General features: G+C 69.5%; 18 protein-coding genes, 1 pseudogene and 1 riboswitch. Of the genes and pseudogenes, 3 read left to right on the forward strand and 16 right to left on the reverse strand.

Annotated elements, in window-relative coordinates; translation table 11 throughout:
* Nucleotides 1–608: 608 nt before the first annotated feature.
* The 3 genes from F8566_RS07445 to F8566_RS07455 all read right to left on the reverse strand — a co-directional run bounded on the left by F8566_RS07445 (nucleotide 609) and on the right by F8566_RS07455 (nucleotide 2,846).
* Nucleotides 609–1,058 (reverse strand): RDD family protein, encoded by a 450-nt coding sequence (locus F8566_RS07445; protein WP_151559201.1) that lies wholly within the window; start codon nucleotides 1,056–1,058, stop codon nucleotides 609–611.
* 486 nt (nucleotides 1,059–1,544) lie between these two features.
* Nucleotides 1,545–2,327, reverse strand: coding sequence for an RDD family protein (locus tag F8566_RS07450; RefSeq protein ID WP_225992939.1), 783 nt, complete (start codon nucleotides 2,325–2,327; stop codon nucleotides 1,545–1,547).
* Nucleotides 2,328–2,330: 3 nt separating this feature from the next.
* Nucleotides 2,331–2,846, reverse strand: a complete 516-nt coding sequence (locus tag F8566_RS07455; protein WP_404800272.1) for an amino-acid N-acetyltransferase — start codon at nucleotides 2,844–2,846, stop codon at nucleotides 2,331–2,333.
* A 212-nt stretch (nucleotides 2,847–3,058) separates the two neighbouring features.
* Nucleotides 3,059–3,239, forward strand: a riboswitch (cyclic di-AMP (ydaO/yuaA leader).
* 3 nt (nucleotides 3,240–3,242) lie between these two features.
* Here F8566_RS07455 and F8566_RS07460 point away from each other — a divergent pair.
* Nucleotides 3,243–4,205 carry a C40 family peptidase gene (locus F8566_RS07460; protein ID WP_225992940.1) on the forward strand — a complete coding sequence of 321 codons (963 nt, stop codon included), beginning with the start codon at nucleotides 3,243–3,245 and terminating at the stop codon, nucleotides 4,203–4,205.
* Nucleotides 4,206–4,520: 315 nt separating this feature from the next.
* On the opposite strand, the gene F8566_RS07465 is transcribed toward F8566_RS07460, so the two are convergent.
* Complete coding sequence (locus tag F8566_RS07465; protein ID WP_151559203.1) at nucleotides 4,521–4,751, reverse strand: LuxR family transcriptional regulator; 231 nt, start codon at nucleotides 4,749–4,751, stop codon at nucleotides 4,521–4,523.
* A 547-nt stretch (nucleotides 4,752–5,298) separates the two neighbouring features.
* Here F8566_RS07465 and F8566_RS07470 point away from each other — a divergent pair.
* On the forward strand, nucleotides 5,299–6,303 hold the full coding sequence (locus F8566_RS07470; protein WP_192809562.1) for a LacI family DNA-binding transcriptional regulator: 1,005 nt from the start codon (nucleotides 5,299–5,301) through the stop codon (nucleotides 6,301–6,303).
* A gap of 34 nt (nucleotides 6,304–6,337) precedes the next feature.
* Here F8566_RS07470 and lysX read toward each other — a convergent pair whose 3' ends face one another.
* The 11 genes and pseudogenes from lysX to F8566_RS07530 all read right to left on the reverse strand — a co-directional run bounded on the left by lysX (nucleotide 6,338) and on the right by F8566_RS07530 (nucleotide 19,932).
* Complete coding sequence (gene lysX / locus F8566_RS07475; protein ID WP_404800281.1) at nucleotides 6,338–7,792, reverse strand: bifunctional lysylphosphatidylglycerol synthetase/lysine--tRNA ligase LysX; 1,455 nt, start codon at nucleotides 7,790–7,792, stop codon at nucleotides 6,338–6,340.
* Nucleotides 7,793–7,918: 126 nt separating this feature from the next.
* Nucleotides 7,919–8,527 carry a hypothetical protein gene (locus F8566_RS07480; protein WP_151559205.1) on the reverse strand — a complete coding sequence of 203 codons (609 nt, stop codon included), beginning with the start codon at nucleotides 8,525–8,527 and terminating at the stop codon, nucleotides 7,919–7,921.
* Between the two features lie 115 nt (nucleotides 8,528–8,642).
* A complete protein-coding gene (locus F8566_RS07485; RefSeq protein WP_151559206.1) occupies nucleotides 8,643–9,425 on the reverse strand; it encodes a type III pantothenate kinase in 783 nt (260 codons plus the stop codon).
* A gap of 14 nt (nucleotides 9,426–9,439) precedes the next feature.
* A pseudogene (locus F8566_RS07495) lies at nucleotides 9,440–11,979 on the reverse strand (L-aspartate oxidase).
* Nucleotides 11,980–12,055: 76 nt separating this feature from the next.
* Complete coding sequence (gene panD / locus F8566_RS07500; protein ID WP_151559209.1) at nucleotides 12,056–12,472, reverse strand: aspartate 1-decarboxylase; 417 nt, start codon at nucleotides 12,470–12,472, stop codon at nucleotides 12,056–12,058.
* Nucleotides 12,472–13,335: a pantoate--beta-alanine ligase gene (panC, locus tag F8566_RS07505; RefSeq protein ID WP_151559210.1), complete on the reverse strand. Its 864-nt coding sequence runs from the start codon at nucleotides 13,333–13,335 to the stop codon at nucleotides 12,472–12,474. The genes panD and panC overlap by 1 nt, the downstream gene beginning before the upstream one ends.
* Nucleotides 13,336–13,371: 36 nt before the next feature.
* A complete protein-coding gene (locus tag F8566_RS07510) occupies nucleotides 13,372–14,316 on the reverse strand; it encodes a Rossmann-like and DUF2520 domain-containing protein (protein ID WP_151559211.1) in 945 nt (314 codons plus the stop codon).
* Nucleotides 14,317–14,553: 237 nt separating this feature from the next.
* Entirely contained in the window at nucleotides 14,554–17,076 is a 2,523-nt protein-coding gene (locus F8566_RS07515) for an ABC transporter permease (RefSeq protein ID WP_151559212.1), read from the reverse strand.
* Between the two features lie 5 nt (nucleotides 17,077–17,081).
* On the reverse strand, nucleotides 17,082–17,852 hold the full coding sequence (locus F8566_RS07520) for an ABC transporter ATP-binding protein (protein ID WP_151559213.1): 771 nt from the start codon (nucleotides 17,850–17,852) through the stop codon (nucleotides 17,082–17,084).
* Nucleotides 17,853–18,016: 164 nt separating this feature from the next.
* The gene (locus F8566_RS07525; RefSeq protein ID WP_151559502.1) at nucleotides 18,017–18,691 is read right to left on the reverse strand and encodes a response regulator transcription factor; all 675 of its coding nucleotides are present in this window, start codon (nucleotides 18,689–18,691) and stop codon (nucleotides 18,017–18,019) included.
* A gap of 77 nt (nucleotides 18,692–18,768) precedes the next feature.
* On the reverse strand, nucleotides 18,769–19,932 hold the full coding sequence (locus F8566_RS07530) for a sensor histidine kinase (protein WP_151559214.1): 1,164 nt from the start codon (nucleotides 19,930–19,932) through the stop codon (nucleotides 18,769–18,771).
* Between the two features lie 133 nt (nucleotides 19,933–20,065).
* Between F8566_RS07530 and F8566_RS07535 the strand changes: the two genes are divergently transcribed.
* Complete coding sequence (locus F8566_RS07535; protein ID WP_151559215.1) at nucleotides 20,066–21,067, forward strand: SAM-dependent methyltransferase; 1,002 nt, start codon at nucleotides 20,066–20,068, stop codon at nucleotides 21,065–21,067.
* Nucleotides 21,068–21,114: 47 nt separating this feature from the next.
* Here F8566_RS07535 and F8566_RS07540 read toward each other — a convergent pair whose 3' ends face one another.
* Nucleotides 21,115–22,323, reverse strand: a complete 1,209-nt coding sequence (locus F8566_RS07540) for a cytochrome P450 (RefSeq protein ID WP_151559216.1) — start codon at nucleotides 22,321–22,323, stop codon at nucleotides 21,115–21,117.
* Nucleotides 22,324–22,357: the final 34 nt, after the last annotated feature.

Below are 22,357 nucleotides of genomic sequence, written 5' to 3' on the forward strand. Positions count from 1 at the left end.
CAGCTGGAGCAAACTGCATTCGGTTGACAAAGATATACCGCGACGTTGGCCGATGACAATTCAACACTCACGATGAAGTTTCCTTCCCTGGCGGTAACTCCACGTAATCATGGTCACCGAATCAGCCATCCACCGGATAGGCAGTGGCTGACACCAGGGCCGCCGGACCACGGGTGCATGAATTGTCCGGGCGCGGCACACGGGATGATTTCGGGGTGACGGGGGTCACCATCAGCCACCTGACCTGGGCCATCGATCTTGCATTCACGCGCGACCGGCTTTCCCGGGACCGTGCAACCGGGAGAGAAATACGCCCGGCGGCACCTTAACGGACGCGGCAACACCGATCCCGGAGCCATCGTTTAACCCCCACGTAACGGTACTAACCGCCGCCGCCGCCGACCGAATGGACCTCTGCCGCGGTCACCCGGAGGTGATCACGACCGTCCACCTCGATGTCGATAGATTCCGCTCCTGACGATCTCGACGAAATCCGTTGCCATCCGCCCACGCAAGCGCGGTAGCCGCACCTGGACGGCATACCTATATCAGCGGAAAAGTCCTCAATACCGTCACACCGTCGCAGGCACGCCTCGTACCAGCCGACGTCAGCGGCCGTACCCCGTGCGCTTGGAGCGTTTGACCACGACCGTCCCCGCAAGACGGTCGTGAAGCGCCTGCCGTTGCGAGCCCTCATACATTGCCGCCACGTTCGCGACCCAGAAGAGGCCCGCCAGAACGCCCAGGATCGCCACCGGGCGCAGTGCGATCGGCGCCGAGTACACCGCCGCACGCGGCAAGGCGCGCCACACGCCCGGTTTGCCGGAATTCATTCGGACGACCTGGATGCCCGCGAAGCGCTTGCCGATCGTGCGCCCCCACACGGCGAGCTGAAGCCACTCATAAAGAAAGAGGACGCCAGCAACGGCTGGCGGCAAGACGAGGTCGGTCTCCCGCCCGGGGAAGACCTCCCGAACGACCATCGCGACAGGCAACCCGACCACGAGCGTGTCGACGATGCGGGCCAGCAATCTCTGCCCTGGCTCAGCAAGCTCCATCGCCGCGCTTGAAGGAACAGAGCTTGGAACGGGGCTTGGAACGGGGCTTGGAACGGAGGCCGCCCGTTCCCTGGAAACCGCCGCGCCAATACCGGCTGCCGCGACCCTCGGTGGAACGCCCGAAACGCCCCCAGATCTCCCAACCAGATAATCGCCAGGGCGAGACTTGGAGGAGCCGGCGTATTCACCGGCCAAGCGCCCTGAAACAGCCCACGGAACCGCCATGCCAGGCCTCTGGCTGCCGCCCGGGGGGCCGCCTAGGGGCCTGCCAAGAGATCCACCGGCCACGGGCTCTTCGGTCCCGAAGGCCTCCATAGAGCCGCGAGCCTCATCCTCAGGCGACTCTGAGACCAAAGCTGGGGCGTCCCCAGCGGTCCCAGGCGTCTCTTCTCCGGGCGAGCCGGTCGGCTCGGCTGTGGCGGATCCAGGCGGCGGCGCAGCGGGATCCGGGGTGGGGGGTTCGGACATGGACACCGTGCCGCGCCGTCAGACCTCGTACTCGGCGGTCTCGTCGTACTCCGCGTACTGCCCGCGTTCGTCGATGACGATCGTGCCCGCCATGCGGTCGTGCAGGGACTGGTGCAGCGGCTGGTCCCAGATCGCCCACAGGTAGGCCATCAGGGCGCCGGCCCAGACGAGCAGCATGCCGTACGCGAGGTAGTCCCAGATCATGACCGCGAGCGCCAGGAAGACGAAGACGCCGATCTGGTAGGCGACGTTGTTGATGGCCGAGCGCCAGAACGCCTGGTAGGTCGTGAGGGCCTCGCCCGCGGGGCTCACCTGGACCACCCCCAGCCCGAGGACGCGCTTTCCGATCGTCCGTCCCCACATGGCCAGCTGGACCGCCTCATAGATGAAAGGCAGCACCGACAGCACGGTGAAGAGCGTGAAGAGGATCGGCCAGTTCCAGATGCCGCCTTCGGTGTTGGCCTTGTCGCCGGCCGTGTCGAGGCCGATCACCCCCAGCGTGATCGGCAGCACCAGGGCGAAGCCGAAGGTCGCCACGAGAGCGTTGTCGATGAGGCGGGCGCCCGCTCGCCTCATGATCGGCGCGAGCGGGAGATCGGCCGCCGCGGCCGTGTCGTCGTGGTACGGCTGGGAGCCCTGCCACTGCTGCTGAGGTGGGGATTGACCACCCTGCCACTGCTGCTGGGGCGGGGGCTGGCCGCCCTGCCACTGCTGCTGAGGGGGCATCTGTCCGCCCTGCCAGTGCTGCCCAGGGCCCGACTGCGGGTACGGCGGCCTCCCGCGATAAGGGGATTCACTCATCGGTCAGTCCTCCAGGCGAAGCAACATCCGGGTATTTCCCAACGTATTCGGCTTGACCCGGTCAAGGTCCAGGAACTCGGCCACGCCGTCGTCATACGAACGAAGAAGTTCCTCATACACCTCGGGTGAGACCGGTGTGCCCAAGATCGGCTGAAACCCGTGGCGAGCGAAGAAGTCCACCTCGAAGGTAAGACAGAACACCCGTTCCACGCCGAGTTCCCGGGCGGTCTGAAGGAGTTTGCTGACGATGCGGTGCCCGATGCCCCGCCCGCCATGTCCCTTCTCCACCGCGACCGAACGGACCTCGGCCAGGTCCTCCCACATCACATGCAGCGCGCCGCATCCCACGATCCGCGGCTCTCCCTGCCGGTCCTCGGCGACCCAGAACTCCTGGACGTCCTCGTACAAGGTCACCGTGGTCTTCCTGAGCAGACGCCGCCCCGGACCGGAGTACAAATCGACCAGCCGACGGATCTCCTGCACATCGGCGGTACGAGCTCGCCGGATCACTACTTCCACAAACAGACGACATTATCGAACGTGCGCCCTTTACCGGTGGTGGATCCCCCCTTACGGTAAGTAGTGACGCGGGTGTCTAGACAAAAAAGACCACACCCCTGGCCCGTCGGTGACGAGAAGCACACTGACACGGGGTGACGCACCCGCGATTTCGCATGTTCTGGTTGGCATCGAGGTCCGACTCCGTTAGTCTCCTGCGCTGACATCGGCCACTGGCCGAACCGCCGAATCCACGGCCGCAAACCAGCGTTCCGAGGAGCCGGGAACCCACTTTGGATGGTTTGGGGGGATCGCCCTCCGATCCCGCCTGGGGTGAATCCGCGCGCGAACGCGGAAGGGCTGCTCCGGCCCCAACCCGTCAGCTAACTCGGTAGGCGGACGAGGAGAGGAGATTGAGTGGAGCCATTGCGGCCTGCATCCTTTTCGCGCCGCCTTTCGTGGGCCGTCGCCCTCACGGGCGCGCTGATCGTCACGGCCACTCCCGCGCACGCCGACCCCGAGCCGTCCACGAAGGAGCTCAGGACCCAGGCGTACAAGCTCGCCGACCAGCTCGAGCAGCTGACCGAGCAGTACAACGGCCTCAAGGTGAAGCTCCAGCAGTCCCAGCGCGCCGCGAAGGTCGCCACCGACAACGCCAAGCGCCAGGAGAAGTCACTCGAAGGCGTCCGCGAGAAGGTCGGCAGCCTGGCCGCCACCAGCTACATGCAGGGTGGCGCTGACCCGACGGTCTCCTTCGTCGCCTCCCAGGACCCCCAACGCCTCCTCGACCAGGCCGCGACCCTGCACTTCTTCGCGACCCAGGACGGCACCCGCGTCCAGGGCCTCATGCAAGCCATGCAGGCCGCTCAGCGCGCGCGCAAGTCCGCCGAGGAACGCGCCAAGCAGGTCTCCCAGCTCCGAGCCCAGCTCGAAACCCAGCGCGAGAAGGTCACCTCTCTCTACGAGAAGGTCCGCGGCCGCCTGGTCAAGAAGGACCCCACCCAGCTCGCCAAGCTTCCCGTCGTGGGCAGCGGCAAGGCCGCTCAAGCCCTCCGCTACGCGATGAGCAAGATCGGCCGCCCCTATGTCTGGGGCGCCGCCGGCCCCTCCACCTTCGACTGCTCCGGCCTCACGATGTGGGCGTACAAGCAGGTGGGCATCAGCCTCCCCCACTACACCGGCAGCCAGTGGAACGCAGGCACCCATATCTCCCGCAGCCAGCTCCAGCCGGGCGACCTGGTCTTCTTCCACGGCGACCTGCACCACATGGGCATGTACGTGGGCGACGGCAAGTTCCTCCACGCCCCGCAGACCGGCGACGTGGTCAAGATCTCCCCCCTGGCAGGACGTCCCTACGCCGGCGCCGTCCGAGTGGCTTGACGTACGGCGCGCAGCACGGACGCCACCGTACGCAGCGCGGACGCCACGGTACGCAACACGGACACACGGTTCGCCGTGAAATCTCGCCGTTAACGTCGCGGCGGCGGCGCACTTGGCGCGCCCATGCGCATGCGGTTAACGGATGCTCCATATGTGGTCAACGACGCCTTGTCCGGAAGCGCGGCGTCCCCCCGTGGCCGCCGCTTGTCAGTTGAACCTCGTCCGCGGCGACGCCGCCTGCAGGGACCTACCTGTCAGGGCGTCAGCGCCGCCGCTGCGGGGGTGGACGGAGTTCTTCTCTCGCTACCGGACTGCTCAGATGAGTTGCCTTCGGGCCGCCCACACCACGGCCTCGATAGGGGTGTTGACTTCGAGCCGATCACAGATCGTGCGCAGACGACGCCTCAACGTCCGCGCGCTCAGCTCGAGTTTGCGTGCCGCCACATCGGCTGTGACACCGCTGGCGATCTGAGCGAGCAGTTTGATCTCCTCCTCGTTCAGTCGCAGATCGTCGGTGCCACGACGTGCGAGTGTGGCCTGTTCCACTCCGTCCTCCCTCGTCCGTGGTGATGACCGCGGGGATGCAGCCGTCCGCTGCACAGGCACGGGTAGGCCTCGATCTGTACGCGTTGGGTTGCCGGGTCCGGAGCCTCCGGACTTAGATCATCTGTTTCCTCTTCTTGTCGCATGCTTGGCCGGAGGTGGCCGATGGGTCGATTGCGGGGCGCCGTGCGGGAACTCCGGGTAACGATTCACTCGTTGGCCAACCGAACGCGGATGAACCCGGAACCGACTCGCCCACGAGGATGTGGACGGTCCCGGGAACGTCTCGTGCGGGGACGGGTCATGATCGCCAGCCACTTCAGCCCCATCCCTTCGTCGTCCGATTCTCCGACCCGTACGCCAACGATGATCGTGAATCGTTTCAAGCTACGCTTCGGCTCGGAACGCTAGGCGGCCGGATCCGGCCCGTCAAGCGCCGATTGGGCACTTTGTGTGCTTGTATGGCTACCAACCGTGATGGATCTCACGGGGGTTCGCGGGGAAAGCTCGATAACCTGCGAAAACAGATCCGGGGTCGACGAGGAGTGAGTTGCCCGCCACCAGTATTCGGGAAGTCGCGAGACGTGCCGGAGTCTCAGTTGGGACCGTTTCGAATGTCCTAAACCGGCCAGATCTCGTGGCCGAAGCCACCCGTGATCGCGTTCGTGCGGCGATCGAGGAACTCGGATTCGTCCGCAATGAGTCCGCCAGACGGCTCCGTCAGGCCAACGCCGGGCCGCGTCGTGCCCGCGCGTTCGGGATCGTCGTGGAGGACCTCACCAACCCGTACGCCACCGATGTCGCCCGCGGCGCGGAGATGGCGCTCAACGAGGCGGGCCATGACGCGCTGTGGCTGACGAGCGACCACTCGGCCGCCAAGGAGCGCCGGATCCTGGAGTTGCTCGAGGAGCAGCGCGCCGCCGGCGTGCTGATCATTCCGGTGGGTGTCGGCCCGAAGGAGATCGACCGGCTGCGCGCCTCGGGCATGACCGTGGTGCTGCTCGACCATTCGGCCCCCAATGTGTGCTTCGCCCAGGTGGACCATGTCGCGGGCGGGGACATCGCCGCCGGGCATCTGCTCGCCCTCGGGCGGGAACGGCTGGCGTTCGTGACCGGCCTTCCCGAGCCGCTGCCCTGCGTCGAACGCCGCAACGGCGCGGCCCGCACGCTGGCCAAGGCCGGCGGCGGCGAGCTGATCACACTGATCCAGGAGGCGCTGACGCCGACCGAGGGCCGCGCGGCGGCCCAGCGGCTGATAGACCTGCCGGCCATGCCCAACGGCGTCTTCTGCGCCAACGATCTGCTGGCCATCGGCCTGATCAACGAGCTGCTGCGGCTGGGGGTCCGGGTCCCGGAGGAGATCGCCGTGATCGGCTACGACGACATCGAGCTGGCCACCAGCGCCGCGGTCCCCCTGACCACCATCCGCCAGCCGCGCCAGGAGATCGGCTACGAGGCCGCGGAGCTGGCGCTTGCCGAAGCCGCGGAAGGCAAGCGCCACCGCCACCGCCAGGTCGTTCTCACACCCGAGATCGTCATCCGCGAGTCCGCCTGACCGATCCCTCTGGTCTGACCTGCCGCGGCTTGACCTACTCCGGCTTGACCAGGGGGAACAGGATCGTCTCGCGGATGTTCTTGCCGGTGAAGGCCATGATCATCCGGTCGATGCCGGCGCCCATGCCCCCGGTCGGGGGCATCGCGTACTCCAGGGCGCGCAGGAAGTCCTCGTCGAGCTGCATGGCCTCCGGGTCACCGCCCGCCGCGAGCAGCGACTGCTCGGTGAGGCGGCGGCGTTGCTCGACCGGGTCGACGAGCTCGGAGTAGGCGGTGCCCAGCTCCGTCCCGAAGCCGATCAGGTCCCACTTCTCGGTGAGCAGCGGCTCCTCGCGGTGCTGCCGCGTCAGCGGCGAGGTCTCCACCGGGTAGTCCATGACGAACGTGGGCTGCACGAGCGTGTGCTCGACCAGCTCCTCGAAGATCTCCTGGACGAGCTTGCCCTGCCCCCACTTGGGGTCCCAGGAGATGCCGCGCGCGTCGGCGTGCTTGCGCACCTGCTCGATCGGCGTGTGCGGCGTGATCTCCTCGCCGAGCGCCCCCGACACCGAGCCGTAGAGGGTGATGCGCGGCCACTCGGCAAGGCCGAGGTCGATCTCCTGCCCCTCGTGCACCACGACCGATGTGCCCAGCGCCGCCACGACCGCGTCCTGGTACATCCGCTGGGTCAGGTCGGCCATGTCGTTGTAGTCGAGGTAGGTGCCGTACGCCTCGACCATCGTGAACTCGGGGTTGTGCGTCGAGTCGGCGCCCTCGTTCCGGAAGTTCCGGTTGATCTCGAAGACCTTGTCGATGCCGCCCACGACGAGCCGCTTGAGGTAGAGCTCGATCGCGATGCGCAGGTAGAGCTCCATGTCGTACGCGTTGATGTGCGTCTTGAACGGGCGCGCCGCCGCGCCGCCATGGATCGGCTGCAACATCGGGGTCTCGACCTCGAGGTAACCCTCGTTGTGCCAGAAGTCGCGGACGGCCCGCACGGTGGCGCTGCGGACGTGCGCCATCTTGCGGGCCTCGTCGTTCACGATCAGGTCGACGTACCGCTGCCGGACGCGCGCCTCGGGATCGGTGAGCCCGGCGTGCTTCTCCGGCAGCGGCCGCAGGCACTTCGAAGTGATCGCGAACGAGTCGGCCATCACTGACAGCTCGCCGCGCCTGGAGGTGATGACCTCGCCCTCGACGCCGACGTGGTCGCCGAGGTCGACGTCGCGCTTCCAGGCGTCCAGCGACTCCTGCCCCACCTTGGCGAGCGACAACATCACCTGGATGTCGCCGCTGCCGTCGCGGATGGTGGCGAAGCAGAGCTTGCCGGTGTTGCGGACCAGCATGACGCGACCGGTGACGCCGACCTTCTCGCCCGTCTCGGTGCCCGGCTCCAGATCCGGGTGTTTCTCCCGGATCTCGGCAATCGTCGCCGTGCGGGGGAAGGTCACCGGGTAGGGGTCGATACCGCTCTCGCGGAGCCGGTCGAGCTTCTCCCGGCGCACCCGCATCTGCTCCGGAAGGTCGTCGTAGGTCTCGTCACTCACGGCACAAGGCTATCGAGCCGGGTCGATGCCCCGCGAACGACTTCCCCGCGATCACTTGAGACGACACTGATCACGTGAAGACGACGCCGATCACTTGACGACGGCGGTCTTGATCGGGAACGCGTGCTGCTTCCGCTTGCCGGTGGAAGCGTTGTAGACGTTGTAGGTGAGCGTTGCGGCGCCCTTCCACTTGGTCTTGTGGTTCGGCAGCGGGATCTGGCAGCGGAAGGACATCGGCTTGGGCTTCGTCGCGTTCCGCTGGTGGGCCGCGTGCCGCCAGAAGTATTGGCCGCGGTCGCAGGTGCGGGACTCCTTCTTCTTCCCGCTGGTGATCGTGAACTTCAGGACGACCATCTTGCTGAGCTGCTTCTTGGGGTCCTTGAGATGTGCGGGGTTGACGTTGTTCGGGCAGTAAGTGACCACGAACTCGGCCCAGTGGTCCATCCCGCCCTCACCGCGCTCCTTGTAGAGGCGCATCTTGAGGCCGACCTTGGGGTCCTTGGTCTTCGGCAGTGTCTTCGACACCGGAATGACCTTCAGGTTCTTGGCGTCGCAGGCGTTGGCCGCCTGAGCGCCGGCGGCTGCCTGGGCGCGGGCCGCAGCCTGGGTACCGGGGGCGGCGGCGTGCGCGGCCGGGACCATCGCTCCGGCGGCGACGGCCGTCGCGCCTACAGCGATCGTGCGCTGAACGATATTCACGAGGACTCCTGGGGGGAGATCGGGATCATGAGTTTGATGATCCACTATGCCGATCTTGAACCCCGCGCAACACCCGCTGCCGCCAGATTGGCCCTCAGGCACTACACACCCTGTCTCAGGGCGTGTTGCGCTCGTAGATCAGGCGGAGGCCCACCAGGGTCAGCCAGGGCTCGAACGCGTCGATGCTGCGGGCCTCGTCGAGTACCAGGGGTGCCAGGCCGCCCGTGGCGATGACGGTGACCTGGTCGGGGTCCTCGGCCAGTTCCTCGGACATGCGCTCGACGATCCCGTCCACCTGGCCGGCGAAGCCGAAGATGATGCCGGACTGGAGGGCCTCGACGGTGTTCTTGGCGATCACGTTCCGGGGCCGCTGGAGCTCGATCTTGTGAAGCTGGGCACCCCGTACGGACAGGGCGTCGATGGAGATCTCGATGCCGGGGGCGATCGCGCCGCCGACGTACTCGCCCTTGGCGGAGACGGCGTCGAACGTGGTGGCCGTGCCGAAGTCGACGACGATCGCCGGACCGCGGTGCAGGTGGACGGCCGCGAGCGCGTTGACGATGCGGTCGGCCCCCACTTCCTTGGGGTTGTCCATCCGTACCGGAACGCCGGTCTTGACCCCGGGTTCGACGATCACCGCGGCCACGTCGCCGTAGTACCGGCGACACATTTCCCGCATCTCGTGCAGAACCGACGGGACCGTGGAGCACAGAGCGATGCCGCTGATGTCGGTCTCGGCCAGCAGCGGGCTCTGCTGGACCAGACCCTGGAGGACGACGGCTATCTCATCGGCTGTCCGTCGCGGATCGGTGTTGATCCTCCAGTGTTCGATAACCTCCTCGCCCTCGAACAGGCCGAGGACGGTATGGGTGTTACCGACGTCGATCGTGAGCAGCATCAGGTCCCCGCTGGTCAGGTGAAGTCAAGGCCGATGTCGAGCACGCGCGCCGAGTGGGTCAGCGCACCTACTGCAAGGTAGTCCACACCGGTCACGGCCACATCTCGGGCCCTGTCCAAGGCGAGTCCGCCGCTCGCCTCCAGCTCCGCCCGGCCGTTCACCAGGCGCACCGCTTCGCGCATCTGATCGAGCGTCATGTTGTCCAGCAGGATCGAACGCGCGCCGACCGCCAGTGCCTCCTCGACCTGAGCGAGAGTGTCGCACTCGACCTGGATGTGGAGGGACGGGTAGACGTCGCGTATCGCCCGGTACGCGGCGGTGACCGAGCCCGCCGCCGCCACGTGGTTGTCCTTGATCAGCGCGGAGTCGTGCAGGCCCATCCGGTGGTTGACCCCGCCGCCGCAACGCACCGCGTACTTCTGCAGGGCCCGCAGGCCCGGCAGTGTCTTGCGGCTGTCGCGCACCTTCGCCTTGGTGCCCTCCATGGCGTCCACCCAGCGCCCCGTGGCCGTGGCGATGCCCGAGAGGTGGGTGAGGAGGTTGAGGGCGGTCCGCTCGGCGCGGAGCAGGGCGCGCGTCGGCCCGTTCACCGAGATCAGCACCTGGCCCGCGGTGACACGATCGCCGTCTGCCGCCTTCGCCGTGTACGCGACGTCCAGCGCCTCGAAGACGGCCTCCGCCACGGGAATGCCGGCAACGATCCCGTCCTCGCGCGCGGTGAAGTCTCCGCTCGCGGTGTCCTCCGGCGAGAAGATCGGCTCACTGGTGACGTCCACCTGCCCGTCCTCGTCCAGTGCGACTCGCACCAGGTTTTCCACAGCCTGTGGATCGAGCCCGGCCTCGGCCAGCCGTGCCTGCAGCTCCGGCGTCATGTCATCTCCTCGTAGGTGGTGGACAGGGCGTCATCAGTGGTGGACAGGGCGTGGTCGCCCAGGCGGGTGACCAGGTGGCCGCGCCAACCGGCGTCGTCGCGTTCCGGGAAGTCCTCCCGCCAGTGACTCCCGCGGGTCTCCTCCCGGCGCCGGGCGGCCGCCACGATCGCCGTGGCCACCGTGTGCAGGTTGGTGACCTCCCACGCCTCGGCGCAAGGCGCCACGCGAACGCCGTCGGCCGCCGGCTCGCGGACGGCACCATCCGCCATCGCCGCGAGTTCACGTTCCGCTGTGGTGAGCCCCTCGGCGTTCCGCAGCACACCGGCACACAAGGTCATGATTCGCTGGATGTCGCCCCGGACCGAGGGGTCCAGCAAGGCTCCACCCTCTGCCACGCCGCGTTCCGGCGCGGGCGGGACAGCGGAGGTGCGGGAGACATCAGGCGTCCGGGAGATGGCGGCAGCGATCCGTTCAGCGAAGACCAGACCCTCCAGGAGGGAGTTGGAGGCGAGACGGTTGGCGCCGTGGACCCCCGTGCAGGCGACCTCCCCGCAGGCGTACAGACCCGGCACGGAGGTACGCCCGTTCAGGTCGGCACGGATGCCGCCGCTGGCGTAGTGAGCGGCCGGGACCACCGGGATCGGCTCCTTGACGGGGTCGATGCCGTGGTGGCGGCAGGCCGCGAGGATCGTCGGGAAGCGGTCCTCCCACATGCGGACGCCGAGGTGGCGGCCGTCCAGGAGCATGTGGGACGCGCCCGTCTCCCGCATCCGCGTCATGATCCCCTTGGCCACGACGTCACGCGGGGCGAGCTCCGCCAGTTCATGGCGGCCCACCATGAACCGTTCACCGGAGTGGTCGATCAGGTGGGCACCCTCGCCGCGCACCGCCTCGGAGATCAGCGGCTGCTGCCCCCGCGCTCCGTCCCCCAGCCACAGGACGGTCGGGTGGAACTGCACGAACTCCAGATCGGTGACCGCGGCTCCGGCCCGCAGCGCGAGCGCCACACCGTCGCCGGTCGACACGGAGGGATTGGTGGTGGCCGAGAACACCTGCCCCAGCCCGCCGGTGGCCAGGACGACCGCCGGCGCGCGCACGGCACCGACCCCGCCCGGCTGGCCCTCGCCCATGACGTGCAGGGTGATCCCGGCCGCCCGGCCCGCGTCATCGGTGAGCAGATCGAGGACGAGGGCGTGCTCGATGACCCTGATGTCCGATTCCTTGAGCGCGGCGAGCAGGGCCCGGCTGATCTCGGCCCCGGTGGCGTCGCCGCCCGCGTGGGCGATGCGGCGCCGGTGGTGCCCGCCCTCGCGCGTGAGGGCGACCTCCCCTTCGGCCGTACGGTCGAACTCGGTCCCGAGCTCGATGAGCCGCCGTACCGCCCCGGGCCCCTCGGTGACCAGCGTCCGCACGGCCATCTCGTCGCAGAGCCCGACGCCGGCGGTGAGGGTGTCGGCGAGGTGCTCTTCCGGGCTGTCGTCAGGGGCGAGCGCGGCCGCGATGCCGCCCTGGGCCCAGCGGGTCGAGCCCTCGTCCAGCAATGCCTTGGTGACGAGCAGGACCGTGCCGTACGGGCGGCAGCGCAACGCGGTGACGAGGCCCGCGATGCCGGAGCCGACCACGACGACGTCGGCCTCCACGGTCCAGCCCGGCTCGGGGGCGGCGAGTAGTCGAGGGATCATGAGCCCTCCTCCAGGGGGTTGTTCTCGTCATTGTGACATTAACCCTGGAGTGGTGATGCGCCCGGGTCGCCGGAAATCAGCCGTGCACGAGATCGCCGCGCAGCTGGCCGGAGCCCGGCACGGGCTCGCCGGGGTCGGAGCCCAGCGAGATGATCTTGTTGTCCCGGTCGACATGGACGACGCTCGGCTCGAACGCGCGGGCGTCGGCATCGCTCATCTGCGCGTAGCTGATGATGATCACAAGGTCGCCGGGCTGGACGAGACGGGCGGCGGCGCCGTTGATGCCGATCACCCCGGAGCCGCGCTCGCCCGCGATCAGGTACGTCTCCAGCCGGGCGCCGTTGTCGATGTCGACGACGTGCACCTGCTCGCCCGGCAGCAGGTCGGCGGCGTCCATGAGGTCCTGATCGATGGTGAGCGAGCCCACGTAGTGGAGGTCGGCCTGGGTCACCGTGGCGCGGTGGATCTTCGACTTGAACATCGTCCGGAACATCAGGACTCCTTGGGGGCGAAGAACAGCGGGACGTTGTCGATCAAGTGGGTGGAGCCGACCCGGCCGGCCACGGCCAGGACGGCCTCGCCGGTGTATCCGGCCAGGACCTCGGTGAAGGTCGACGGGTCGACCAGGACCAGGTAGTCGAGCATCAAGGGAGGTTCGGCGCGCGCCGCCTTGTCGAGCACGGCCCGGGCCGCGCCGACCACGGCGACCGGCCCGTCCGTCACGAGGTCGGCACCGGCCTGGAGAGCCTGGGACAGCGCCAGCGCGGTCTGCCGCTCCGCCTCCGACAGGTAGCGGTTGCGGCTGGACAGCGCCAGCCCGCCGAGCTCCCGCACGGTCGGGCCGCCCACGATCCGCACCGGAACGTCCAGGTCGGCGACCATCCGGCGGATCATGGCCAGCTGCTGGGCGTCCTTCTCGCCGAACACGGCGACGTCCGGGCGCACCAGGTTCAACAACTTCATGACGACCGTGAGCATTCCGGCGAAGTGCCCCGGCCGGGTCTCCCCCTCCACGATCTCGCCCATGGGCCCGGGATCGATCCTGACCTGCGGCTCATGCGGATACATCACGTCCTGCGTGGGGGCGAAGACGATGTCCACGCCCTCCGCCGCGCAGGCCTCGATGTCGTCGGTGAACGTCCGGGGATAGCGGTCCAGGTCCTCCCCGGGCCCGAACTGGAGCGGATTGACGAAGATGCTCACCGCCACCACGTCCGCCAGGCCCCGTGCCTTGCGGATCAGTGAGCGGTGCCCCTCATGCAGGGCGCCCATGGTCGGTACGAGCGCCACCGTCCCCTTCACCCCGGAGCGGACGACCGCCAGCTCCTCGCGGGTCGTCGCGATGACGGGTGTCACCAGGCCCGCCCCCTCTCATCCAGACGGTCGGCTCGTTCAGTCGGCCAGTACTTCGAGGAGCCGTTCGGCGGCCTCGGGTTTGAGCAGCCCGGCGCTGAGCGCCCGGTCGGCGGTGAGCCGGGCCAGGGCCACGTACGCGCGCAGGCCGGCGGGAGAGACACGGGCGAGCTCCGCCACGTGGCCGGCCACCGTGTCGGCGTCGCCGCGTGCCACGGGGCCGGTCAGGCCGTCGATGCCGAGGCGCAGGGCATTGTCGAGCGCGGCGCCGAGGAGCGGCCCGAGCATGCGCCCGGGCTCTGCCACACCGGCCGACCGCAGCAGGTCCATGGACTCGACGACCATCGTGACCAGGTGGTTGGCGCCTCCGGCCAGCGCGGCGTGGTACAGCGGGCGCTGCTCCTCGGTGATCCAGGAAGGCTCGCCGCCCATTTCGAGCACCAGGGCCTCGGCCACCGGCCGGAGCGGATCCGGGGCCGTCACGCCGAACGAGATGCCCGTCAGCCGGTGGAGGTCGTCCGGCCTGCCGGTGAACGTCATGACCGGGTGCAGCGCCAGCGGCAGCGCGCCCGCCCGGGTGACGGGGTCCAGGACGGCTGTCCCGTACCGGCCGCTGGTGTGGACGACGAGCTTGCCGCCGACAGGGACGTCGGTGGCGGCGAGCCCGGCGGCCAGCTCCGCCAGGGCGTCGTCCGGGACGGTCAGCAGGATGAGATCGGAGGACGCCGCGACCTCATGCGGCGTGAGCAGCTCGGCGCCGGGCAGGCGTTCCTCGGCCCTGCGGCGCGACTCTTCGGACACCGCGGTGGCGGCGACGACCCGATGCCCGGCACGGGCGAGCGCCTGGGCGAGCGCGGTGCCGACGCGGCCCGCACCGATGACGCCCACCGAAAGGCGAGCCGGCCGGTCTTCGGGCGCGGTCGCGCCGTTTCCTGCCGCGTTGTTTCCGGGCGCGCCGGAGGCAGGCGTGACTCCAGAGTCCATGTCTCCGTTCCAGTCCTCAGGTGGGTACCGGACGTGCGCGACCAGCGTACCCGCGAGTCCGAGGGCGGCACATCACCGGTCCAGCCTGGCAAAGGAGTGAGGATTTGACTACTGATGGTCATGACCGTCACCGCGCGCCCTCGCCACCGGCACAACGACGACCGGTGGGGTGGAGCCCTGTCCGGGCCCCACCCCACCGTTGCCGCGTCCGCAGGTCATCCGCGGGTCGTCCACGGGTCAGTCGTGGGCGAGGGACTCCACGATGGAGGCCTTGGCCGCGCGGCGGGCAGGGAGGACGGCGGCGACCATCCCCGCCAGGCCCGCGAGGACCATGAACCCGATCACCTGCAGCCAGGGCAGGGCGAAGACCGCGCTCGCAGCCATCGCGGTCGTGGCGGCCCACCCGAACGCGACGCCCAGGACCACTCCGGTGAACGCACCCATCACGGCCATCACGAAGGCCTCGACCGAGAGCATCCGGCGCAGCTGGCGTTTGGTGATGCCGAGGGCGCGCAGGAGCGCCGACTCGCGGGTCCGTTCGACCACCGACAGCGTCAGCGTGTTGGCGATGCCGAACAGCGCGATGATGATCGCCAGGCCGAGCAGCCCACCGAAGATCATCAGGACCATGTCGATAGCCTTGGAGAACTGCTCCCGCAGCTCCGCCGACGAGATCACCTTCACGGTCGGGTACGGCTGGGCGGCGTTCTCCACGGCGGTGCGCGCGCCCTTGCTGGCGGCGCCCTCCTTGGCGTTGACGAAGATCATCTCCGGGTCCCGCGCGGCGAAGTACCGGTTGAAGTCCGCCTCGGTCACCAGGAAGGGCGTGACGGGGGCGTCGGTGCCGAAGGTGCCGATGACCTTCAGCGGGACGTTCCCCTGCCGGGTCTTGACCTGCACCGTCTGCCCGGCTCGCAGGCCGCGGCCCTTCGCGGTCTCCTGGTCCACGGCGACCGTTCCCGGCCGCAGGTCCGCCAGCGATCCGGTGGCGAACTCCGGCTTGAGCACCGTGCCGAGCGACGAGGGCGTGACGCTGCCGACGCGCTCCTCGGTCCCCCCGACCAGCGTCTCCTTCGTTCGCAACTCGGTGACGCTGGCCACCTGCGGAACGTTGCGCAGGACCGCGGTCAGGGCCCGCGGCACCGGCTCATCGCCGGCGTCGCCGCCGCTGAACTGCGTCGTCAGCTGGTAATCCACCGGGAACTGCTTGTCCAGCTGGGCGTCCGTGGTGGCCTTGCCGCTGGCTGCGACCACCGCGAACAGGCTCATCAGGCCGACACCGATCGTCAGTGCGATGGTGGTGGTGGCGGTACGGCGGGGCGAGCGACGCGCGTTCTCCACCGCGAGCCGGCCCGGCACACCGCCCAGCCGCGCCGGGATCGCCCCGGCCAGCCGGCCCAGCGGGCGGACGAGCGCCGGCATCAGCGTGATCACCGCGAGGAAGACCAGGCCGCCCGACACCGCGACCGTGAACATCGCGGCCTGGCCTTTCGCCATGACCAGCGCGCCGAAGACCCCCAGCCCCAGCCCGCCGAGCCCCAGGAGCGCGGAGAGAACGGTCCGGGGCCAGCCCAGCCGGAACCTTCCGCTGCCCGGCTCCAGGTCGGTGCGCAGCGCGGCGATGGGCGCGATGCGGGTCGCGGCGCGGGCCGGCAACAGCGCCGAGACCACGGTGACGACGACGCCGACCAGCAGGCCCACCACGATCGTCCGCGGCGCCAGCGTGACCGCGGCCGTCGGGATGCCCGCGCCCAGCGCGTTGAACAGCGCCAGCGCCCCGCCGCCCAGTCCGAGCCCGGCGATCAGGCCGGTGAGCGAGCCGACGAACCCGACGACCGCGGATTCGGTCAGGACGCTCCCGAAGATCTGCCGCCGGGTGGCGCCGACGCAGCGCAGCAGCGCCATCTCCCGCATCCTCTGGGCGATGAGGATCGAGAACGTGTTGTAGATGACCAGCGCCGACACCACCAGCGACACCAGCCCGAAGATGAGCAGGCCGTTCCGGATGACCTTCATGTCGGCGCCGGCGCTCTTGGCCAGCCGGTCGCCGAGCTGCGCGCCGGTCACGACGTCGTACGAGCCGCCGGCGGCACGGGTGACCGCGTCGAGGCCCCCGCCCGCCACGTCGATCTCCTCGTACGTCGTGCTGCCCGTCATCCGCGTCGCGGTGGCGGGGTCGAAGCCCACCGCGCCCCGGTACCCCGCGTCCGGATCGATGCCGAAGTCGGCGATCCCGACCAGCGTGAACCGGTGCGGCGTGCGCTTCCCGTCCAGGACCGTGATCGCCTGGCCGACCGTGAAGCCCTCCCGTTCGGCGGTCTTGGTGTCCACGACGGCCTCGTTCGGCCCGGCCGGCACCCGGCCCTTGTCGAGCTCGTACCGCTGCAGCCGCCCGCCCGGCACCGAGAGCCCGACCGTCGGCATGTCACCGACCACCTTGCCGTCCTTGCCGACCAGCGGCGCGTCACCGCGGACCGCGCCCTGCGCCTCGGTCACGCCGGGCAGCGCCCGGATCTTTTCCAGCAGGGCGGCGGGGAGCTGCCCCTCCGTCGAGTCCGACGGCCCCGAGGATCCCTTGGGCAGTACCGCGACATCGACCTTGTCGGCGGACTTGGCGAATTTCTTGTCGACTCCCTTCTCCATCGTGTCGGTGAGGACGAACGTGCCGGCGATGAAACCGACGCCCAGGGTGATGGCCAGCCCGGTGAGGAGCAGCCGCAGCTTGTGGGCCCGCAGGCCCGCGAGTGTGGTCTTCAGCATCGTGCTCAGCCCTCGAGGCCCTTGAGGCGGTCGAGCACGGTGTCCGGCGTCGGCTGGAAGAGCTCGCTGACGATCAGTCCGTCGCGCAGGAAGACCACGCGGTCGGCGTACGAGGCGGCGACGGGGTCGTGCGTGACCATGACGATCGTCTGGCCCATCTCGCGCACGGACGAACGCAGGAAGCTCAGCACCTCGGCGCCCGAACGGGAGTCCAGGTTGCCGGTGGGCTCGTCCGCGAAGATCACCTCAGGCTGCGAGACCAGGGCACGGGCGCACGCGACCCGCTGCTGCTGTCCGCCGGACAGCTCGTTCGGACGGTGCCCGAGCCGGTCGCGCAGGCCGACGACCTCGACGACCTGGTCGAACCACTGCTGGTGCAGCTTGCGCCCGGACAGCTCCAGCGGCAGCAGGATGTTCTGCTCGGCGGTCAGCGTGGGCAGCAGGTTGAACGCCTGGAAGATGAAGCCGATCCGCTCCCGGCGCAGCAACGTGAGCTGCTTGTCGTTGAGCCCGGTGACCTCGGAGTCACCCAGCATGACCTTGCCGCCGCTGACGGTGTCGAGGCCGGCCAGGCAGTGCATGAGCGTGGACTTGCCGGACCCCGACGGCCCCATGATGGCGGTGAACGCGCCCTTGGCGAATCCCACGCTGACCCCGCGCAGCGCGTGCACGGCGGCGTCACCCGTGCCGTACACCTTGCTCACCTCGGTGGCCACGACGGCGGGTGTGGCGAGGGCGGACCCTCCCGCGGGCGGACTGGCGTACGTGCTGGTCACAGCGACTCCTTCGTGGATCTCTGGCTTCGTGATCCACGCTAGGGATCGGCGTCCCCGCCGCCATCGACCGTGCGTCCACGCTTCAGGTCAGCACTTCGGCTGGCCCGCCGGCTCTCGTACGACCTGAGACGTACGAATCCGTCCCACTTCCGTCCAACCCTGGTCTACGCGTCGCTTCGGCCCCGCTTGACCAGACCTGACTCGTACGCGAAGACCACGGCCTGGACGCGGTCCCGCAGCCCCAGCTTCATCAGGATCCGGCCCATGTGCGTCTTGACGGTCGCCTCGGAGACGTAGAGGCGATCGGCGATCTCGGCGTTCGACAGCCCGCGGGCGACCAGGTGCAGCACCTCCGACTCCCGTTCGGTCAGCGTGTCCAGCGCACCGGTCGCCTGCTGCTCCTTGTCCGGCAGGTGCAGCGCGAACCTGTCCAGCAGCCGTTTGGTCGTGCTGGGCGCCACCACGGCGTCGCCGGAGTGCACCGCCCGGATCGCCTCGATCAGCTGCGCGGGACCGGCGTCCTTGAGCAGGAAGCCGCCCGCGCCCGCCTTGATGGCCGCGAACGCGTACTCGTCGAGGTCGAACGTGGTGAGGATGATGACCTTCGGCCCGTCCGGACCGCCGTCCGCCGTGATCCGCCGGGTCGCCTCGATCCCGTCCATCCGCGGCATCCGGACGTCCATGAGCACGACGTCCGCCCGTGTCGTCCGCAGCAGTTCCAGGGCCTGCGCGCCGTCCCCCGCCTGGCCGACGACCTCCACGTCCGGCTGGGCGTCGAGCACCATCTTGAAGCCCGCCCGCACGAGCTCCTGGTCATCGACCAGCATCACCCGGATCAAGCCGTGCTCCCCGTCCGGTCCCATGGCGTCTCCATCCGTCCGTCCTGTCGTCATAGGTCACGATCGGTCACGATCGGTCACGCCGGCACCTCCTCGCGGACGGGGATCCGGGCGATCACCTCGAAGCCCCCACCCGGGCGGGGGCCCGCGTCGACGGTGCCCCCGTAGACCGCAGCGCGTTCCCGCATGCCCGCCAGGCCGTGCCCCCGGCCGTCGTTCGCGGCCGCGGCGCCGCGGCCGTCGTCGACGATCCGTACCTCGACCGCCTCGTCACCGTAGTGCAGGCGGACCCGCGCGGCGGCCTTGGGACCGGCGTGTTTCAGGGTGTTGGTCAGTCCCTCCTGCACGATCCGGAAGACCGTCAACTGGCGGCCCTCCGACATCTCGTGCGGCGTGCCCGTCACCTCGAAGTCGAGAGGCAGGCCCGACGTGCGGACCTGTTCCACCAGATCGCCCAGCTGGCCGACGCCCGGTTGCGGCGCGTACGACCCCGCGTCGTCGCCCTCGCGCAGCACGCCCAGCAGCCGCCGCATCTCGGCCAGCGCCTGGCGCCCGGTGACCGAGATCGTCTCCAGGGCCTCCTTGGCGCGGGCGGTGTCGGTCTCGATGGCGTACGAGGCGCCGTCCGCCTGGACCACGATGACGCTGACGTTGTGCGCCACCACGTCGTGCAGCTCGCGGGCGATCCGGGCCCGCTCGGCGGCCATGGCCATCTGGACCTCCTGGTCGCGTTCCTTCTCCAGCCGTTCGGCGCGTTCCTCGACCGAACGCGTGTAGGCGCGGCGCGTGCTGATGTAGGTGCCGAGGATCCACACGCTCCACACCTGGATGGAGAGCATGATGAACATCCCTTTGGAGTCGTCGCCAGCGCCCCCGTAGCGCAGCGCCGCCATCGCCGCGCCCAGCTCGCCCACGGCTGCCGCGGCGAGACCCCAGATCCGAGGCTGGTCTGCAGCAAGCGTGTAGATGCCCATGAGAACGGCGATGTTCGCGGGCAGAAGATCGACGCCCGCCACGCACTGGAAGAACGACGACAACGCCACCGTGGCGAAGACCGCGCGCGGGTAGGTCCGGCGCAGGACCAGCGGAAGGCAGAGGGCCAGGACCAGGGCGATGTCCGGCACCGGGAACCCCGACCCGTTCCAGATGATCAGGGCGGACATCAGAAGCAGGGGCGCCATGAACGCCGCGTCCACCAGCGGCTTCTTGGTGCGCCACCAGTCCCAGAGTCTGCCGAGCATGCGTTCAGCGTACGTTTGCCGAGCTCAGTGCTGTATCAACCGGAGGTCGGACGCGCCTACGACTCTGGGATGCCATCGAGACGGGCGGCCGGACAGGGGACGGCGCGGTAACGTCGCAAGGGTGGCGGTCTGGATGACCTGGCGCACCGCGATGGAGCGTGCGCTGTACGGAACGGACGGGTTCTACCGGCGTGAGCGTCCCGGGGAGCATTTCCGCACTTCGGTGCACGCGTCGCCCCGCTTCGCGGCGGCCCTCGGCCGTCTCCTGGCCGAGGTGGACGCCGCGCTTGGCCACCCCGCCCGGCTCGACCTGGTCGACGTGGGTGCCGGCCGCGCCGAGCTGCTGATCAACATCCTCCGGACCGCCGACCCCGGGTTGGCGGAACGCCTCGTGCCCACGGCCGTGGAGATCGCCCCGCGACCGCCCGAGGTGCCGGACCGGATCAGGTGGCGGGACGAGCTCCCGCCGGAGATCACCGGGCTCGTGATCGCGAACGAGTGGCTCGACAACATCGCGCTCGACGTGGTGGAGGAGACCCCGGCCGGCCCGCGCCTGGTGCTCGTCGACCCCGCCACCGGCGCCGAACGGACCGGTCCCGAGCCCTCCCCCGAAGATCTGGACTGGCTGGCCCGCTGGTGGCCGCTCCGCGAGCCCGGTGATCGCGCCGAGCTCGGGCACCCGCGCTGCCTCGCCTGGTCATCGGTCATCGAACGGCTGGCCGGCGGGCTCGCGGTCGCGGTGGACTACTCGCACACCCGCGAATCCCGCCCGCCGTACGGCACACTCACCGGCTACCGTGACGGCGCGACCGTGCCCGCCGTGCCGGACGGCTCCTGCGACGTCACCGCCCACGTGGCCCTCGACGCCTGCTGTGCCTCCGGAGAAAGAGCCGGGGTCTCGGACACGCTCCTCACGACCCAGCGTGACGCCCTCCGTTCGCTGGGCCTGTCGGGCACCCGCCCGCCGATCGACCTCGCCCACCGCGACCCCCGCGGTTACGTCAGGGCGCTGTGCGCCGCCGGCGAGGACGCCGAGCTCATCGATCCCGGCGGCCTGGGCGGCTTCGGCTGGCTGGCGCAGTCGGTGGGCATCTCGGTGCCCAGCATCCTGTCACCCGTCCCCAGCCCGGTCTGATCGACAGGTCGGCGGCCGGCAAGACCAGCCGAGCCGGGGCCTCTCGGTCAGGGCTCGACGTGAAGGGATTCCAAGCCGCGCAGGACGAAGCCGGGCTTCCACTCGGGTTCGCTGACGAGCTTCAGATCCGGGGCGAGCCGCAGCAGGGCGCCGAACGACTCGTTCAACTCGATGCGGGCCAGTGGCGCACCCAGGCAGTAGTGGATGCCGAGGCCGAACGTGATGTGCGGGTTGGGATCGCGGCCCGCGTCGAACCGATCCGGGTCGGGGAAGACCTCCGGGTCGCGGTTGGCGGAGGCGAACTGGAGCGCGACCTCGCTGCCGCGCGGAATGTCCACCCCGGCGACCTGGATGTCCTCCAGGACCCAGCGCTCGAACATCGGCGCTGACGTGTCGTACCGCATCAGCTCCTCCACCGCCGTCGGGATCAGCGACCGGTCGGCGCGCACCCGGGCCAGCTCGCCGGGATTGCGGAACAGCGACCACCAGCCGTTGCCGGTCGTGTTGACGGTCGCCTCGTGGCCCGCGTTCAGGAGCAGGACACAGGTGCCGATGAGCTCGTCCTCGGTCAGCCGGTCACCCTCGTCCACGACCTGCGCGAGCGCGCTGATCAAGTCGTCCTGCGGGTCCGCCGCGCGGGCGCGCGCCAGCTCCCGCAGGTAGCCGGAGAACTCCACGGCCGCACGGACGGCGGTCCGCTGGGCCTCCTCGGACGGGTTCAGCTCGTACATCCCGCAGATGTCGGCGGACCAGGGCCGCAGCAGATGGCGGTCGGCGGCGGGCACACCCAGCATCTCCGCGATCACGTTCACCGGCAGCGGCTCGGCGACCTCGGCCAGCAGGTCGCCGCCGCCCTTGGCGACGAACGCCCCGGCCAGCTCCTCGGCGAGGCCGCGCACCATCGGCCGGAGGCCCTCGACCATGCGGGCGGTGAACGCCTTGGACACCAGGCGCCGCAGCCGGGTGTGCGTGGGCGGCTCGACGTCCAGCATCCCGGCGCGCACGAGGTCCCAGAACGGCTTGAGGAACTCCGCCTCCGGCTCCCGGCCGAACTCCTCGTGGCCGCCCACGTGCAGGTACGTCCGGCCAAGACGCCGGTCACGCAGCAGCGCGTTCACGTCCTCATACCGGGTGATCACCCACTGGCCGGTCGGCTCGTGGAAGAAGACGGGCTCCTCCATCCGGAGCCGTTCGAACGCCGGGTACGGGTCGGCCACGAAACCGGGCGACCACGGGTCATAGACCACATCGCTCATGACCGGACAATACGCCCGGCCAGCCGCTGGATCG

This window comes from Actinomadura rudentiformis (assembly GCF_008923185.1).
Classification (GTDB): domain Bacteria; phylum Actinomycetota; class Actinomycetes; order Streptosporangiales; family Streptosporangiaceae; genus Spirillospora; species Spirillospora rudentiformis.